The sequence below is a fragment of the Jeotgalicoccus marinus DSM 19772 genome (assembly GCF_000425825.1).
Taxonomy (GTDB): domain Bacteria; phylum Bacillota; class Bacilli; order Staphylococcales; family Salinicoccaceae; genus Jeotgalicoccus; species Jeotgalicoccus marinus.
Window position 1 is genome coordinate 1 of the sequence record NZ_AUEE01000010.1, and the last position, 16,321, is coordinate 16,321.

Here is a 16,321-nt window from a genome sequence, read left to right on the forward strand (position 1 = left end):
CGTGGTGTAAACGTTCATCATTCAACGGTCTACCGTTGGGTTCAAGAATATGCCCCAATTTTGTATCAAATTTGGAAGAAAAAGCATAAAAAAGCTTATTACAAATGGCGTATTGATGAGACGTACATCAAAATAAAAGGAAAATGGAGCTATTTATATCGTGCCATTGATGCAGAGGGACATACATTAGATATTTGGTTGCGTAAGCAACGAGATAATCATTCAGCATATGCGTTTATCAAACGTCTCATTAAACAATTTGGTAAACCTCAAAAGGTAATTACAGATCAGGCACCTTCAACGAAGGTAGCAATGGTTAAAGTAATTAAAGCTTTTAAACTTAAACCTGACTGTCATTGTACATCGAAATATCTGAATAATCTCATTGAGCAAGATCACCGTCATATTAAAGTAAGAAAGACAAGGTATCAAAGTATCAATACAGCAAAGAATACTTTAAAAGGTATTGAATGTATTTACGCTCTATATAAAAAGAACCGCAGGTCTCTTCAGATCTACGGATTTTCGCCATGCCACGAAATTAGCATCATGCTAGCAAGTTAAGCGAACACTGACATGATAAATTAGTGGTTAGCTATATTTTTTTACTTTGCAACAGAACCATGAATACTATGTTTAATAAATTAAAGGCCAAATTACCAACCTCTAATTATATATTGAAACTTGAAACTCAAAGTAGAATATATAATAAATTTATTTCTAATAATAATTTTGCCGAAATAAGAAAAACATATGAACCAGACATATCTATTACTACAATAATAAACTACTTTAAATCTTATGATTCTCAGCATAACTATCATCCATCGAAACTTACTTTGAACAATAACTTACTCACTAAAGTATTTGATGTGTATAAAAGTACTCATAGAGTAAATCCATTAGGGAATATTGATCTAAATACGTGGAGAAACACTGTATCAAAAGACCTAGATCTCAATCATTCCATTGTTATTTACAATGAAAGAAACAAAATTACCGCCTTTTTATTAATTTTTGATTATTTAGAAGATAAAAAAGAAGTAGGATGGATTTATTTTGAAAATGACTCTATGAAAACACAGTTGTTAAACCAATTTGTAAGTATGCTATACCTACTTCAGGAATCTGGTATAACAAGTTTATGTTTTGAAATCGACACTACTGATCTCTACTCTTATGAGTTATTTTCCCCATTTTTGATTAACGAAGACCCTAGCCTAATTACATATAAAAAACACATAAATAATGAAGTATAGAGGAGTGAGTTTATGCTTGGATTACCAGATAATAAAGTGCTTCTTGTTAACTATGATAAAGAATGGGAACTTCTGTTTAATCAAGAAAAGCAAAAGATACTTGAAGTCTTTGAAGGTCATAATATTCAAGTTCATCACATTGGCAGTACTGCTGTTAAAAATCTAAAGTCCAAACCTATTTTAGATATTGCTATAGAAGTAGATAGTTTTCAAAATATCAATTACTATATTCATTACTTACAAAAGCTAAACTACACTTCTAAAGGAAGCAACATCCTTCCCGATCGATACTATTTTTTAAAAGGAAACCCAAGAACTCATCAGATCCATCTATATGAGAAAAATAATCACTTTTTAAATCAACAAATAAAGTTTAGAGATATTTTACGAAAACATCCAAACTTAAGGGATGAATATGAATCATTAAAAATTAAGCTTGCCAATGCAAACAAGAATGATAAGCACAATTATACTGATTTGAAAACTGAATACATTAATAGAATACTTAAGTCCTACGACTCACTTAAATAATCAAAAGCAGTCAACATTAGATGATTTTCCAAATACAAAGAATATTAATTTAATCAAAAACTGATACTTGAGTTTTATTCTAAGTGTCAGTTTTTCAATTCTACTCAATACGCCGCAATATGCCCATCTGTTCGATTTTCAGTCCCACCGTATAAAATACCAGTCTCTGGATCTCGCCATATAATTTGGCCACGTCCAAAGCCTGCTGAATCGAGTTTGATTTCTATATCATGGCCTCTCTTGACCAGTTCTTCAGCGACATGATGTGGAAAGTTTTTCTCTACCCAAATCGTCTTGTCTTTCACCCACTGCCAACGGGGAGCATCAAGAGTTGTTTGCGGATTTAGCTTAAAATCAATCGTATTCATAACGACTTGAACATGGCCTTGGGGTTGCATGAAACCACCCATGACCCCAAAGGGACCGATGGCATCTTTTCCTTTAGTGATGAAGCCAGGAATAATTGTGTGATAGGAGCGTTTATTTGGTCCAAGTGCATTGGGTGAATCTGGATCTAAACTAAAGTCACAGGCTCTATTTTGTAGTCCAATTCCTGTTCCAGGTACAACTAGCCCTGAGCCAAAGCCCATATAATTACTTTGAATCAGTGACACCATATTCCCCTCTTCATCCGCTGTACATAAATACACCGTACCACTTGCTTTTGGTTCACCCGCTTCTGGTTGTTTTGCCTTGTCAGTAATTTCTTCGCTTCTTGTTTTACCATAGGCTGGATCCAGTAATGCTTCACTGGTTACTGTCATATGATCGATATCCGCCACATACTTTTTACCATCAGCAAAAGCGAGTTTCATTGCTTCTATTTGCTTGTGATATGTATCCACTGATTCTTTACCTTCAATATCTAAGTTCTTTAAAATATTTAAGGCTGATAAAGCGATGATACCTTGTGTATTTGGAGGAATTTCCCATATATCATAGCCTCTATAGTTCACAGAAATCGGATCTACCCATTCCGGTTTATATTTTTCCAAATCTTCTTTTCTAATATAGCCATTGTATTGTTTAGAATAGGCATCTATCTTATCTGCAATATTTCCCCTATAAAACGATTCACATTCCGTATCTGCGAGTTCTCTTAAAGAGTTCGCCATGTCTTCGGACTTCCATATCTCACCGACTTTAGGCGCCACGCCATCTGGTGCAAAGGTGTCAAACCAATGATTAAATTCATCTCCATCAAAAGCTTCCTTAAATCGAACTGCAGCCTTCTCCCAAAATCTTGCCAGTACTGGTGAAATTGGATAGCCTTCTTCAGCATATTGAATGGCAGGTTGAAGTAAATCTTTAAAAGGCAATTTCCCAAAACGTCTCGATAATTCAGCCCAAGCTCCTGGTTGGCCTGGTACTGTAACTGGCGTAAATCCGTATTTTGGAATCTCATCGTAGCCTTGTGCCTTTACCTTATCGATTGAAATAGATGCTGGTGATTTACCAGAACCATTCAAACCATGTAACTCATTGTTCACCCAGACTAAGGCAAAAGCATCCCCACCAATACCATTGGTCGTTGGTTCTACAACAGTTAAAGCCGCAGCTGTCGCAATCGCTGCATCAATCGCATTGCCACCCTGTTGCATGATCGAAAGACCCGCCTGTGCAGCCAATGGCTGTGAAGTTGCCACCATCCCCTTTTTACTGACGACAGGATTACGCTGTGAGTGATATGGATTAAAAAGTGTGTCGAATTTTATCATGTCTTTGCCCCTTTGTTATGTTCGCTTAGTTATATAAAGATTATCATAGCCTTTATGATGTCACAATTTTTAGATAATATTTTAGTGATACAATTGAAATGATAGATAACACTTTCAAAGTCGTTATGATGAGAAAAAGATTGAGTATAAGAAGGAGGCGTAATTAAAATGAAAAAGAATTATGTAAGATTTCTAGCAGTCGGTTACGGCCTCTCTATTGGTGTTTTCTTTTAAAAATTTAAGAATTGGCTCAGTATGTCTAATTTTAAATAATAAAAGAAAATGGAGTGTTTTTTTATGATAAATACAAATAGACTTGAACTTAGAGTTTTGATTGAACGTGACTTAGAAGATGTTTATGAAATATATAGTGATGAAAAGACGTGTCAGTACTTATTACATGAACCATGGAATGCTAACAACAAAGTGTCAGCTTTTAAAGAAGAGTTGAGTAAAAACGACTTTGATTCAGAAGAGGGATTGAACCTAGCTGTGGTTTTAGATAATGAAGTGATCGGTGTCCTATCCGCTTGGAAAACTGAAATGAAGGACACTGCTGAAATAGGATTCTCCTTTAACAAAAATTATTCAGGTCAAGGCTATGCTACAGAAGCTGCAAAAGCACTTTTAGACTTTCTTTTTGCCGATAAAAACCTGCACAGGATCACAGCAAATTGTGATGCAAGGAATGCCGCTTCAGCGAAGTTGTGTCAAAGAATCGGTATGAGGAAAGAAGCGCATTTCATAAAAGATTTTTGGAATAAAGGCGAATGGACGGATAGTTATATTTTTGCTGTGTTGAAAGCAGAGAGATAAATAATAGCCATATGACCTAATTTAGAGTCATATGGCTATTTCTATTTTATATTCTTTAACACATCATACAGATGGTTTTTAAATAATTCTCTGTCGACCTTTTCACACACTCGAACATTAGATTCTTTCCCTAATCTTCCATTGATATCAACTAAGCTATAACCCCTAGTTAACTCACCTTTAGTTTCAACGTCTACAAAGTATTTCGTAAACTCACTCATAATTCTTTCGTCAGCTGCTATGGCAACTAACAAGGTATCCGGATGGGTTGTACCCTCTAACTTATGTACTTCTTTATTAAATTCCTTCACTACTCTATTCACATCACTAAAGAACTTAGATCCTTTGGTAGATAAAGCCTCTATCTCTTCGTGTTCTTTATCGAACATTAATGAATAATCCGTACACATATCCCAACCGACCATAGTCATGCCCATACCCGATTGTAATACTAATTTAGCCGCTTCAGGATCGACATAAAAATTGTACTCCGCAGCAGGCACAATATTACCGAGCTTGTTATTAGTACCGCCCATAATATATAAATGCTTCACTTTACTAACAATACTAGGATCTTTCTTGATCGCCATAGCGATATTAGTCAATGGTGCAATCGCCAATAATGTAACCTCTCCAGGGTTTTCATTAACTGTCTTTATAATAAAATCTATAGCATGAGACTTTTCCGCAGCCCGTTTAGGTTTAGGGAAAAATGAATCACCCATACCATCCGATCCATGCACATCCTCAACTGTTGTATGTTGTTCTGCATTTCCAAAAATCGGACCTTCATATCCAGGGTAAACAGGAATATTATCAAAACCTGCTACTTCAGTGGTATATAAAGCATTGTCAATCTGTTGGTTGAAATCTACGTTACCACCCGTGATTGTAATACCAAGCACATCAAAATTATGAAGTGCAGTCAAAATTGCAATCGTGTCATCCCCAGCAGTATCAGTATCAATGATTACTTTGTTCATACAATCCCCCACATAAGATAATATTTTATACATGAATCAACTTAAACTCTTCAACTACAATCTCTTCATCTTCATTAAATTCATACCCTATTTCCTTGTATAACCATTCAAAAAATTCAAGGTGAGCCTTTCTCCAGTAAGATAACGTTCGGTCACCTTCACCTTCTTTATAAGCAATTTCTTCGTCTACATCGGAAAACTTCATAGTGTATACTTTCGTATTCTCAATAATACACTTTGGTTCATCAGATTCATCAAGAACAATACTCACATCACCCACTTCAGGTAAAGGTTCATTCTCCACTTTATACTCTCTTAAACTACTACAAGTTAAAGTTTTAGTTCTATCAACCACTAGCTGAGCTAGTGTGTTAGGGTCCGCTCCAAATTGAAAAGATTCGTAAGATTTGTTTTTGTAACTAGGGTGTGTATTGATGAAATTGTTCCAATAGTTTTGTAAGCTCATAGTTAAAATACTCCTTTAACATTTCTTTTATCATAATCTATTTTTATTTTTATTTACTAAATATAGATATCTCTATAACAAAAATTAGTTTCTATTATTTTCATCAATGAGTACGTTATAATATATTCAAACCTCTCAAGGAGCATATCTATGGAAGAGAAAAATATAGAGCTTTCAACGTATTTATTTAACAAAGAAGACATTTCAAAATTGAGCAGTGCAAAGTTTAACAATTATCCTGTTGTCTACATTCTTCACAATGACAAGAAAAAGTCGAGTGCTTACATTGGGGAGACTGTACAGATTAGAAATCGTTTAAACAGTCACATCAAAGATCCTGTTAAGAGTAACTTAAATACTGCAGTGATCGTTTCTCACGAACATTTTAATCAATCAGCTACGTATAATATTGAGACCAATTTAATTAATTACTTTATAGCTGATCAAAAGTATCAAATTCTTAACAAGAGCCAAATTACATCTTCTGTTACACATAACTATTACGATAAACCAAAATACAACCATGATATTTTTAAAGAGCTTTGGGAAAAATTAAGAGCAGATAAACTTGTAGATGGTACATTGGAATACCTTCAGAATAAGGATATTTTTAAAATTTCTCCTTATAAAGAGTTATCTGAACCACAAATAGAATTAAAAGAATCCATCCTAGAATTTTGTAAGAAAAATATTGATTCAGACAAACCTGCAGTATACTTCATTAAAGGTGAGGCTGGTACTGGTAAAAGTGTTGTTTTAAGTTCTACGTTTAATGCGGTTCAAGATTTAGCTAATGACAAAGAATCTGAGCGTTTATATGGTTCTGAAAATCACTTACTTGTTAACCACCAAGAAATGATTAAAACATACGAGGCCATTTCAGAAAGTCTGCCAAACTTAAAAAAGAAAAATTTCTTAAAACCAACAACATTCATCAATAGAGTGAATGATGGAAAAATGAAATCTGATATCACTTTCGTAGATGAAGCTCACCTACTTTTATCCAGAGAAGATGCATACAATAGTTATAAAGGTGAAAACCATCTCAGTGATATTATTAATTCCAGTAAAGTCAGTATCATCGTATTTGATGAAAAACAGTTCTTGAAACTTAAGAGTTACTGGACAGAAGACCTATTTAAGCAGATAACTAAAGATGCAAAAGTTGAAACTTTTGAACTTACTGATCAATTCCGTATCCAAGCTGACGATAGTGTTGTAGATTGGATAGATAATTTTGTTGATAAGAAAATTACGCCAATACCTTCAAACACGGGTGATTATGAATTAAAAATATTTGAAAATGCTGGAGAGATGTTTAAAGAAATTGAACAAAAAGATAAGAAGCACACACTTTCAAGAATTGTTGCGACATTTGATTACGAACACAAGAAAGACGGTGCTGATTATTATGTTGAGGAAATTGGTTTTAAAGGTATTTGGAATACAACTAATGATAAAAGAACATGGGCAGAACGAGCAGAGACCATTAACGAAGTCGGGTCAATATATACAATACAAGGTTTTGATTTGAACTATGTCGGTGTTATATTAGGACCATCCGTTTCATTCAATGAAGAAACAGGGGAGCTAGAAATTCTCACTCAAAACTATAAAGATACAGAAGCTTTCAGAAGTTCAAGTAAACAGACTGTGGAATACAACGTTGGTGAAACTAAAGAACAAATCATCCTTAACTCCATTAATGTACTTATGAAACGTGGTGTTAAAGGATTATACATTTATGCGAGTGATGAAAAGCTCCGTAAAGCATTAGATAAAGCAAAACGAGGTGAAGTTTAATGAAAGACTTAACTGACAAAATAAATGTATTTAGAGATGAAAGAAGTTGGAGACAATATCATAATCCTAAAGATTTGGCTTTATCACTTTCTCTAGAAGCATCGGAACTCCTTGAAAACTTTCAATGGATCAGTGCAGAAGAGGGTGCAGAAAAGAACAGAGAAAATATTAAAGATGAACTCGCTGATGTTTTTATATATGGTCTAATGATGGCTGATGATTTAGATATTGATATGAATGAAGCAATTATTGAAAAGTTAAAAAAGAATGCAGTTAAATACCCACCTGAAAACTAAATTGACCCCAAAATCTTTTCTGATTTTGGGGTCTTCTCTACTTAATTTAAATAAAACATCTAACTCTGGTCCTTATCTAAACGCTGTACCGAAAGGTTTTCCTTTTACAAAGTGTCCCTGACCTTGTTCTCCAATGTACTTCGCATCTTTAACAACTTGTGTGCCTCGTAAAAAGACTGCATCACATTCTCCGACTTGGTCAAATCCTTCATAAATAGTGAAATCTACACCATTTAAACTATCTTCTAGTTTTACTTTTTTCCTAACATGAGGGTTATAGATCACAATATCTGCATCATAACCTGGTGCAAGATAGCCTTTTTTATGGTCGATCCCATTATTTCTAGCAGGGGATGCTGCATAGTATTCAACGAGTTCTGGTCGTGTGATTTTGCCTGTTTCAACACCATAAGTCCACAGCATCGGCAGTCTATTTTCTAAGCCTGGTGAGCCATTCGGGATTTTTCTAAAGTCATCGAGTCCCATCTTTTTCTGCTCTGTCGTGAAGCTACAGTGGTCTGAACTCACTGCATTCAGCCAGCCATCTTTAAGTGACTTCCACAGGTATTCTTGGTCGTCCTTATCTCTGAGTGCTGGTGAACATACATAGTTGGCACCTTCGAAGTTATCTTTTTGAAGATATTCTTTATCGAGCAGTAGATACTGTGTACAGGTTTCACCGAATACTGGTAGTCCTTCTTCTTTGGCTTTTTTAATGGCGTCGACTGCTCCTTTTGTCGTTACATGGACAATGTAGATCGGAGCTTCTGCAAATCTTGCTAAGTTAATGGCACGTTCTGTCGCTTCTGTTTCGACAATCGGTGGTCTTGTTAAGGCATGATAATACGGATCTGTGTTCCCTTCAGCTATGGCTTTTTTCTGCATCAATTCAATCAAGTCTGCATTCTCTGCATGGACCATTACAGTGACACCAGCATCTTTTGCCTCAAGTAAGGCATTAGTCACTGCTTCATCATCTGAATGGAAAAACTGTCCTTTATAAGCCATAAATAGTTTTACAGATGGATAGCCCGCTTCAGGGAGATTTTTAATGTCTTTAAAGGTTTCCTCTGACGGGTTGGTAATAACAGGATGGAAACTATAATCCACCATGGATATCCCTTCTACCCATTCCTTGTTATAGTCTTCGACTGTTTCAACAAGCCCTTTACCTTGTTCTTGGTTAACAAACTCTATAACCGTTGTAGTTCCACCTATAATCGCTGAATTCGTCGTCTCAAAGCCTTTTGTTCTTTCTCCCATAAATTCAAATGAAAAATGCGCATGCTGATCGACCCCACCTGGAAGAATATACATCCCTTCAGCATTGATGACTTCATCCGCTTCTACTCTTAAATCTCTGCCAATTGCCTCGATTTTTGTGCCTTCTATTAAGATATCCCCTTTAAATTCATGCTCTGATGTAACAATCATGCCATCTTTAATTAACGTCTTCATATTTTTCTTCACCCCTAGTTTCTTCAATCAACCAACGCTTGTTTTTCTTATCTTCAAGCGCTTTGGTTTCTTTTTCTTTACGCTCTTTTTTTAATTTTTCAAGCTCTATTTCCATAGACTTATTTTCTAAAATAAAATTCTCTTGTCTGATTGCTTCTAACTTTTTCTGTGCTTCGATTTCTTTAATTCTTAGTTTTGCATCACTCTGGTTATACCCTCTTTTCATGGCATATAAAGGAATACTCACCCCACCTACTGTAAGCACTAGCGCAGTAAAAAATATAAATTCAAAAAATCCCATCTTAACCCTCCGTCTATCGTTCAATCTCTTCCTTCGTCTCTTCAATTAACCAACGCTTATTGTCCTTATTATAAAGTGCTTCTTGTTTTCTAGCATTTTCTTTTTTAATTCTATCTAATTCAATACGCATAGATTCATTTTCAAGCAAGTAATTTTCTTGTTTAATTTCTTCAAGCTTTCTTTGTTCTTTCATCTTCTTTATTTCTAACTTTTCATCACTCTGATTATAGCCCCTATAGATTGCGTAAATCGGTATTGTTAACGTAAGTATGACTGCTACTAAACCGACAATGTCCATACCTGCACCACCTTTATAAAGTATCTTCATTTTAACATAAATAGACCGGAACCAATGGTTCCGGTCTATTGCTTAGTTATTCTCTTCATTTTCTTCATCAATTTCTGAAGATGTCTTATTGTAATCTTTTAAGTAAGCCACTTGTTTAATGGAATGGTTCTCCACTTCAAGCACTTGCCAGCGGTCAAACTCAGTATCGATATAATCATCTTCTGTGATGTCAGTGTCTTTACTTTGTAGCCAACCACCGATGGTATCGATATCTTCACTTTCATCAAAGACAATATTGAAGTCATCTTCTAAATCATCAAGCAAGACGCGTCCACTAATATGATAGATATTATCGTCTACTTTAACAATATCAAGTTCCTCATCTTCATCGAATTCATCTCTGATTTCTCCGACGATTTCTTCTAAGATATCTTCCATTGTAATCATACCAGCAGTACCACCATACTCGTCGATGACTAAGGCAATATGGACACTTTCTCTTTGCATCTTAACTAAGGCATCAGAAATACGTGATGATTCAGTAATGACAGGTAGTTCATGAATGTAGTCCTCAGAAGATACATTTTCATCTGACACATGGTTCGTTAAGTATTCTCTAACATTAATGAATCCAATGATGTTATCTTTATCTCCATTACTTTCAGTAACGGGATATCTTGTAAAGTTGTGTTCTTTAATTGTTTCAATGACTTGATCCACAGTAACAGGTTCTTCTAAAGTAATCATTTGAGTACGTGGTACCATGACATCTTTAGCAGTTCGCTCATCAAAAGAGAAAATATTTTGCATATAAGCAAGCTCTGTCTGGTTAATTTCACCACTCTGATAACTTTCCGTCATAATAACTTTAAGTTCCTCTTCAGAGTGTGCTTGTTCTGTTGGCATTTCTTTAATACCGACAATACGTACTATGCCTCTGGCTGCACCGTTCATCGTCCAAATAAATGGTTTTAGAACGACACCAAAGAAGTATAGTGGGCCACTTAGTGATAAGGCCATCTTCTCAGCGTACTGGATTGCAACAGTCTTTGGTGCTAACTCTCCCACTACCACGTGAATAAATGTCACGATGATGAAGGCAGCAGCCACTGTAGCCACTGTTGAAATTGAATCAGGAATGCCGATTAAATGGAATAGTGGATGTAAAATAACTTCAAAAGTCGATTCACCAATCCAACCTAGACCAAGGGCTGTCACTGTAATACCTAACTGACAGGCAGATAAGTAATAGTCAAGATTGTTGATCATTTTCTCGACACGCATTGCCTTCTTATTTCCTTGTTCAACTAGTGCATGTATTCTCGATAATCGGGCTTTAACAAATGCGAATTCTGAACCTACAAATAGCATTGTAAGTAAAATTAATATAATAAATAAAAGTAAATTTCCTATTGTGGATATATCCAATCAGTTCCCCTAGTTTGGGGTTCACCTCCGATAATTTGTGACCGTTAGGGTCGTAAGTTTATGAAATTCAAATTCAGCTGTCAACATATTATTTTTTGCAATTCTTTTCATATACACCTTCCCAAGAACCGTCACCTCCACCAAATTAGTTAAATTAATCATATTATATCACATTAAAAATCGGCTTTCACAGAAATATATCTATGCTATTTATAGAGAATCTTTATATCTATCATAAGCTTCTCTAGTTGGACCAGAATGACTTAGGACCGTATCCACCGAACCTGATTCAATAATCTTTCCATTTTCTAGATAATGAACAAAATCAAATGATTCCAAATGACTCAAATCATGCGTTGCGACAATTAAAGTGTCTTTATTAAATATCGTTTTCCAAACCTTATCTCTAAGTCGTGTGTTTAAACTCGCCGTCGGTTCATCTAAAATCCACGTACTTTTGTCTTCTAGTATCAGCCGAATCAAATGCATCCGTTTCTTCTCACCCAATGATAGATATTCATTTGAAGTAATATATTCATTAAGTGCAAAATGGTTCAGTTCATATTCCCTTAGTTGTTCGATGGCATTAATCTTATCTAAGGCCCCAAACATTGTTAGGTTTTCTTCCACTGTGGCGTTATAAAAATCGAGGTGTTGAGGCATCACGCCCGCCGAAGATTTCTTAATTAGCTGATTGAGTAAGGTCGTTTTCCCCGAACCACTTGAACCAATAATGACATGTTGCTCTCCCTCATTAATTTCAAGTGAAATATCCTTTAGGACATCTCGCTTTGTCTCGGGATATCTAAAGGTCAGCTGGCTTAGACTTAGATCATCTGACCTTTCTCTTTCAATATTTACTTGTTCTGTCGTCACCGCATTGACTCTATCTTTAACAGCCCCATATTTAGAAGCAGGTTTAATGACAGGTATAATCAGTTCAAAGAACGACATAAGTACGAGAATAATCATCGGTACTAATAATGGCGATTCATCTTTAAATAACAGAATAACGCCTATAATTGCAGCTAATTGAATGAGTAAACTCATTACTTCAATAACCACATCAACTTGACTCTCCTTGTTCTCATTAGCAGTGATTTCCTTATATGTGGCTCTTAGATTATCTTTGGTTTGTTCAGTTTCATTTACAGTATATAAATTCACATAATCAAAAATATAATGATAGAGTCTACTAAATAAACGGTCTTCACTATCTAATCGGCGATCATTTGATACTCTTGAAATCCTGCTGATAATCAGCGGCATGATGACTAAGAGCAAGAAAGAAACACCTAAGATTATCATAAGAAGTATTGGGTCCACAATCAGCGACAGGACCGTTAGGATCAAAGCAATAAATACCGCAACAATGTACGGATAGATGATTCTGACATAGTAATCTTCTATCTCGTTGAAGTAAGTCGTTAATTTTTGAATATAGCGCACACTGTGAGTGTCCTGATTGCTTTCTACAGAACGCTTAAAATATGCCGCTCTTAAACGACCAATCATCTTAAAAGTCGCATCGTGACTGAGTAAGCGTTCTAGGTACTTGGTCGTTCCTTTTGTCAGACCAAACATTTTAATCACTGCAATAATTAAGATAATTAAAAAGAACGGTGGCTCAAAGAATGACAATGCAATCATGTAACCACTCAGACCAAAGATCGCTGTACCGACCAAGCCACCGATAACACCTAAGACAATACTGTAAAAGACATGGATCTTTTCACCTTTTAAAAACATCATCATCTCTCACCTCGCTTCAAACTTCTTTCGCCCATAACATAATGTTCATCTGCAATTTTTAAAAGCTGACGGCGGTGTATTACTGCGATGATGGCATGTTGTTTTTTGAGTTGATTCAAGTGATCCATAACAAGCTGCTCCGTCGTTGCATCTAAAAATTCCGTCGGCTCATCCATAACGATAATAGCAGGAGGATCGATGAGCACTCTTGCCATTTTCAAACGAACAATTTCCCCTCCGGACAATGGAATATTATGATTCACTATCGGTGTATGAATACCTGATTCTAAGTTATCAATACTGTCACTTAGTCTCAGTTTCTCTAGAATTTCTAACACTTTTTCTTCACTTGCTTGTCCCTTAGCTATATAGTCATAGATTGTCGTATCAGAAAAATATACTTGATCGGACACATAACCAATGTCTTCTGTGTAAACTGATAGTTTACCTTGACTCGGTTCATGTAGACCTAAAATTGACCGAAGTAAGGTCGACTTCCCTGTCCCAGATTCACCAGTAATTGCAGTGAGTCCCGTCTTATTAAAAGCGAAATCTGTTGGGTCTAGGACTGTTTTATCTCCATGGTTTAATTGAACTTGTTCTGCCAGTACTGCATAACCTGCTGTCGTTTGACGATAATGAGTATTGATGCTTTCTTGATTTAACACACTTAAGACACGGTCATAACTGCCCATGGCCAGTTTCCCATTATGAAATTCTGTACCTAACACCTTTAAGGCATTGTAGAATTCTGGGGCAAGAAGTAAGACGAAGAACGCTGTGTAAAAATCAATACTTTGGAAGATAATAATTCGAAGTGCAACTTCAAGTGCGACGAGACCAATACCGAGGATGGTAATGAACTCGAGCATCATCGTCGACTGAAAGGCATACTTTAATATATGCATTGTTTCTTTGACGAATCCCTCATTATCTGACTCCAGACGCTTTGTAACACTTTGTTCTGACTGCGTATTTTTAACAGTATCCTTACCTCTGATTAAATTTAAGAATAGTGTACCGATGTTATCAAAGCGTGTCGCCTGTCTCATCGATTCATCTCTAGTCTGAAGTCCAACTAAGACATAATAGAGGGGGATAAACGGTGCAGTAAATAAGAGTATCAAAGCTGCATATGCATCGATGAAAAATAAAGCACCAATAATTAAAACAACTTTAACAGTCGTCTTTAATATGGTTGGAACAAAGACTGTTTCATAAGAACGATAACTCTCTAAATGCACCATTATGGAGTTGATCATCGTCTCTGAGTCTCGTCTTGATTTGACATCAATTTTTGAAATGAGCGAATTCGCAATGGATTCAATACGCTGATTACCTTTCATAGTCGTATACAACTTATATAACTTGTCGGTGATAATAAAGAGAATGAAAAATACTGCAATATATATCAAACTCTGAGTAAAATTGATTGTCTCACCCATAACAATTGCTTCAAGGATTAGTGACAGGTAATGTCCAAAAGCGATATAAAAACACACACTAACTGTGGCAATTACAACGTATAATAAGACATATTTTTTATCTAGATTTATCTTCATAATCTCTCCTGTAAACAAAAAAACGTGAAGTATCCCCTTCACGTTTTTTATAATTATCCACCAATATATGACATATTAATCTTCTTACGTTTCTGGCGGTTTTCTTCTGTGATTTCAGTTCTGATTTCAGAGTAACGGTCATCACGCTTGTTCCAAACGCCTATAAGCACATCCGTTAACTCTTCGTCGCTGATGCCATCCCGCATCAGATTCTTAATATCAAAACCATCTACTGCAAATAAGCAGCCGTAGAATTTACCATCTGACGACAGTCTCGCACGTGTACAAGTTGAACAGAAACTCTCAGAAACAGACGTAATGAAACCGAGATATGAATCTTCTGTATCCGTGTGTTTGTACACCTTAGCAACCTCTCCGTAATATGACGGTTCCAACGGTTCTAAGTCAAATTCTGTTTCAAGCGTATCGAGTATCTCTTTCTTGCTGACAACCTTATCAAAATTCCAACCATTGTCGTTACCAACGTCCATAAACTCGATAAAACGCAGGGTAACAGGTAGGTTTTTGAAATAACGTGCCATTGGTAAAATTTCTTGTTCATTTAGACCTTTTTGGACCACCATATTGATCTTCATTTGGAAACCGAGCTCAACTGCATACTCAATTTGCTCTAAAATTCTTGATGTACCAATACCACGGTCATTGATTTTACCGAACAATTCATCATCCATCGCATCTAAGCTGATGTTGATACGGCGTAAACCAGCATCATATAAGTTTTTACCATGCTTTTTAAGCAATAAGCCGTTGGTTGTTAAACCAATATCTTCAATGCCATCAATTGCGTTAAGACGTTCGATTAACTGGTAGAGATCCTTTCTTAAAAGTGGTTCTCCTCCTGTTAAGCGGAGCTTCTTCACACCTAAACCTGCATAGATGCGAGCGAGCCTCTCAATCTCATCAAACGATAGCAATTGCTCACGCTTCATGAATTCAAAATCGTCACCGAAGATTTCTTTCGGCATACAATAACGGCATCTGAAGTTACATTTGTCCGTCACCGAAATACGTAAGTCACGAATTGGGCGGCCAAATTTATCTGTAACAGTTTGCGCCATGTAACTCCTCCTTATTTAATATCAGTCTTACGATTGATATTAACAAGCGTCGTATTATCGAGATTATAGTCATCGATATTTATAACATTCACATCGATGTTCTCAAAAAACGCTCTCAAGCTTAATCTCTCTGTTTCCAGCTGTCGCTTAAGCATGTCTACCAGACCTTCACCTTGGTAAACACCAATGAGCGGATGTTGCCGATCATCGTCAGCTGTTATTGTCGTTTGACCTGTCTTTAATGCTTCTTCTACAAGAATATTCAACCATCTCACATCAACATACGGTGTATCACATGAAATAATCAAAAGTGCTTCATTAGGATAGGCTTTCGCCACTCTATATAGTCCACTGAGTGGACCCATATCCTTGTAGTCTGGGTCATCAACAATCACCTTATAATCTTTAAATCTATTCTCTAGTTTATCATTTGTGTTAATAACAATCTCGTCAATTGCTTGAACATTTTTCATCTTTTCAATGACATGTTCATACATTGGTTTGCCATTTAACTCATAGAGTGATTTATCTTCACCGAAGCGAGTCGATTTACCCCCAGCTAAGACGACACCAATCATGT

At 35.9% G+C, this 16,321-nt stretch carries 17 protein-coding genes; 6 read left to right on the forward strand and 11 right to left on the reverse strand.

The annotated features are described in order from the left end of the window. The 3 genes from H624_RS0106655 to H624_RS0106665 all read left to right on the forward strand — a co-directional run. Positions 1–564, forward strand: a 564-nt coding sequence (locus tag H624_RS0106655; protein WP_026866900.1) for an IS6-like element IS257 family transposase, incomplete at its 5' end; no start/stop codon positions are given. 68 nt (positions 565–632) lie between these two features. After that, the gene (locus H624_RS0106660) at positions 633–1,259 is read left to right on the forward strand and encodes a hypothetical protein (RefSeq protein ID WP_156889159.1); all 627 of its coding nucleotides are present in this window, start codon (positions 633–635) and stop codon (positions 1,257–1,259) included. 12 nt (positions 1,260–1,271) lie between these two features. Next, complete coding sequence (locus tag H624_RS0106665; RefSeq protein WP_026866902.1) at positions 1,272–1,790, forward strand: GrpB family protein; 519 nt, start codon at positions 1,272–1,274, stop codon at positions 1,788–1,790. Positions 1,791–1,894: 104 nt separating this feature from the next. On the opposite strand, the gene ggt is transcribed toward H624_RS0106665, so the two are convergent. After that, positions 1,895–3,508 (reverse strand): gamma-glutamyltransferase, encoded by a 1,614-nt coding sequence (gene ggt / locus H624_RS0106670; RefSeq protein ID WP_026866903.1) that lies wholly within the window; start codon positions 3,506–3,508, stop codon positions 1,895–1,897. A gap of 297 nt (positions 3,509–3,805) precedes the next feature. Between ggt and H624_RS0106675 the strand changes: the two genes are divergently transcribed. Further along, on the forward strand, positions 3,806–4,324 hold the full coding sequence (locus tag H624_RS0106675) for a GNAT family N-acetyltransferase (RefSeq protein ID WP_035856321.1): 519 nt from the start codon (positions 3,806–3,808) through the stop codon (positions 4,322–4,324). A gap of 41 nt (positions 4,325–4,365) precedes the next feature. Here the strand turns inward: H624_RS0106675 and H624_RS0106680 are convergent, their stop codons facing one another. Next, positions 4,366–5,307: a nucleoside hydrolase gene (locus H624_RS0106680; protein WP_026866905.1), complete on the reverse strand. Its 942-nt coding sequence runs from the start codon at positions 5,305–5,307 to the stop codon at positions 4,366–4,368. 25 nt (positions 5,308–5,332) lie between these two features. Further along, positions 5,333–5,773, reverse strand: a complete 441-nt coding sequence (locus tag H624_RS0106685; protein ID WP_026866906.1) for an ASCH domain-containing protein — start codon at positions 5,771–5,773, stop codon at positions 5,333–5,335. 150 nt (positions 5,774–5,923) lie between these two features. Here H624_RS0106685 and H624_RS0106690 point away from each other — a divergent pair, with 150 nt between their 5' ends. Both H624_RS0106690 and H624_RS0106695 read left to right on the forward strand, forming a co-directional pair. Further along, positions 5,924–7,576, forward strand: a complete 1,653-nt coding sequence (locus H624_RS0106690) for a DUF2075 domain-containing protein (protein ID WP_051220511.1) — start codon at positions 5,924–5,926, stop codon at positions 7,574–7,576. Further along, positions 7,576–7,872, forward strand: coding sequence for a nucleotide pyrophosphohydrolase (locus H624_RS0106695; protein WP_026866908.1), 297 nt, complete (start codon positions 7,576–7,578; stop codon positions 7,870–7,872). Before H624_RS0106690 ends, H624_RS0106695 begins: the two co-directional genes overlap by 1 nt. A gap of 72 nt (positions 7,873–7,944) precedes the next feature. Here the strand turns inward: H624_RS0106695 and hydA are convergent, their stop codons facing one another. From hydA to mobA, 8 genes are all read right to left on the reverse strand, one after another. Next, positions 7,945–9,330: a dihydropyrimidinase gene (gene hydA / locus H624_RS0106700; RefSeq protein ID WP_026866909.1), complete on the reverse strand. Its 1,386-nt coding sequence runs from the start codon at positions 9,328–9,330 to the stop codon at positions 7,945–7,947. After that, positions 9,314–9,631 (reverse strand): hypothetical protein, encoded by a 318-nt coding sequence (locus H624_RS0106705; protein ID WP_026866910.1) that lies wholly within the window; start codon positions 9,629–9,631, stop codon positions 9,314–9,316. The genes hydA and H624_RS0106705 overlap by 17 nt, the downstream gene beginning before the upstream one ends. 13 nt (positions 9,632–9,644) lie before the next feature. Further along, positions 9,645–9,959 (reverse strand): hypothetical protein, encoded by a 315-nt coding sequence (locus H624_RS11735; RefSeq protein ID WP_245570579.1) that lies wholly within the window; start codon positions 9,957–9,959, stop codon positions 9,645–9,647. Positions 9,960–10,001: 42 nt separating this feature from the next. Then, the gene (locus H624_RS0106715; RefSeq protein ID WP_026866911.1) at positions 10,002–11,348 is read right to left on the reverse strand and encodes a hemolysin family protein; all 1,347 of its coding nucleotides are present in this window, start codon (positions 11,346–11,348) and stop codon (positions 10,002–10,004) included. A gap of 210 nt (positions 11,349–11,558) precedes the next feature. Continuing rightward, positions 11,559–13,100 (reverse strand): ATP-binding cassette domain-containing protein, encoded by a 1,542-nt coding sequence (locus tag H624_RS0106720; protein WP_026866912.1) that lies wholly within the window; start codon positions 13,098–13,100, stop codon positions 11,559–11,561. Then, entirely contained in the window at positions 13,100–14,662 is a 1,563-nt protein-coding gene (locus H624_RS0106725; RefSeq protein ID WP_026866913.1) for an ATP-binding cassette domain-containing protein, read from the reverse strand. The genes H624_RS0106720 and H624_RS0106725 overlap by 1 nt, the downstream gene beginning before the upstream one ends. Before the next feature lie 53 nt (positions 14,663–14,715). Further along, on the reverse strand, positions 14,716–15,741 hold the full coding sequence (gene moaA, locus H624_RS0106730) for a GTP 3',8-cyclase MoaA (protein WP_026866914.1): 1,026 nt from the start codon (positions 15,739–15,741) through the stop codon (positions 14,716–14,718). Between the two features lie 11 nt (positions 15,742–15,752). Further along, the gene (gene mobA, locus H624_RS0106735; RefSeq protein ID WP_035856326.1) at positions 15,753–16,319 is read right to left on the reverse strand and encodes a molybdenum cofactor guanylyltransferase MobA; all 567 of its coding nucleotides are present in this window, start codon (positions 16,317–16,319) and stop codon (positions 15,753–15,755) included. Between the last annotated feature and the right edge of the window lie 2 nt (positions 16,320–16,321).

Coding starts and splice junctions, on each gene's coding strand:
- H624_RS0106690 (WP_051220511.1), top strand. CDS start 5,924: ATGGAAGAGAAAAATATAGAGCTTTCAACGTATTTATTTAACAAAGAA.
- moaA (WP_026866914.1), bottom strand. CDS start 15,741: ATGGCGCAAACTGTTACAGATAAATTTGGCCGCCCAATTCGTGACTTA.
- H624_RS0106680 (WP_026866905.1), bottom strand. CDS start 5,307: ATGAACAAAGTAATCATTGATACTGATACTGCTGGGGATGACACGATT.
- H624_RS0106695 (WP_026866908.1), top strand. CDS start 7,576: ATGAAAGACTTAACTGACAAAATAAATGTATTTAGAGATGAAAGAAGT.
- H624_RS0106665 (WP_026866902.1), top strand. CDS start 1,272: ATGCTTGGATTACCAGATAATAAAGTGCTTCTTGTTAACTATGATAAA.
- H624_RS0106660 (WP_156889159.1), top strand. CDS start 633: ATGTTTAATAAATTAAAGGCCAAATTACCAACCTCTAATTATATATTG.
- H624_RS0106675 (WP_035856321.1), top strand. CDS start 3,806: ATGATAAATACAAATAGACTTGAACTTAGAGTTTTGATTGAACGTGAC.
- H624_RS0106720 (WP_026866912.1), bottom strand. CDS start 13,100: ATGATGTTTTTAAAAGGTGAAAAGATCCATGTCTTTTACAGTATTGTC.
- H624_RS11735 (WP_245570579.1), bottom strand. CDS start 9,959: ATGAAGATACTTTATAAAGGTGGTGCAGGTATGGACATTGTCGGTTTA.
- hydA (WP_026866909.1), bottom strand. CDS start 9,330: ATGAAGACGTTAATTAAAGATGGCATGATTGTTACATCAGAGCATGAA.
- H624_RS0106725 (WP_026866913.1), bottom strand. CDS start 14,662: ATGAAGATAAATCTAGATAAAAAATATGTCTTATTATACGTTGTAATT.
- ggt (WP_026866903.1), bottom strand. CDS start 3,508: ATGATAAAATTCGACACACTTTTTAATCCATATCACTCACAGCGTAAT.
- H624_RS0106705 (WP_026866910.1), bottom strand. CDS start 9,631: ATGGGATTTTTTGAATTTATATTTTTTACTGCGCTAGTGCTTACAGTA.
- mobA (WP_035856326.1), bottom strand. CDS start 16,319: ATGATTGGTGTCGTCTTAGCTGGGGGTAAATCGACTCGCTTCGGTGAA.
- H624_RS0106685 (WP_026866906.1), bottom strand. CDS start 5,773: ATGAGCTTACAAAACTATTGGAACAATTTCATCAATACACACCCTAGT.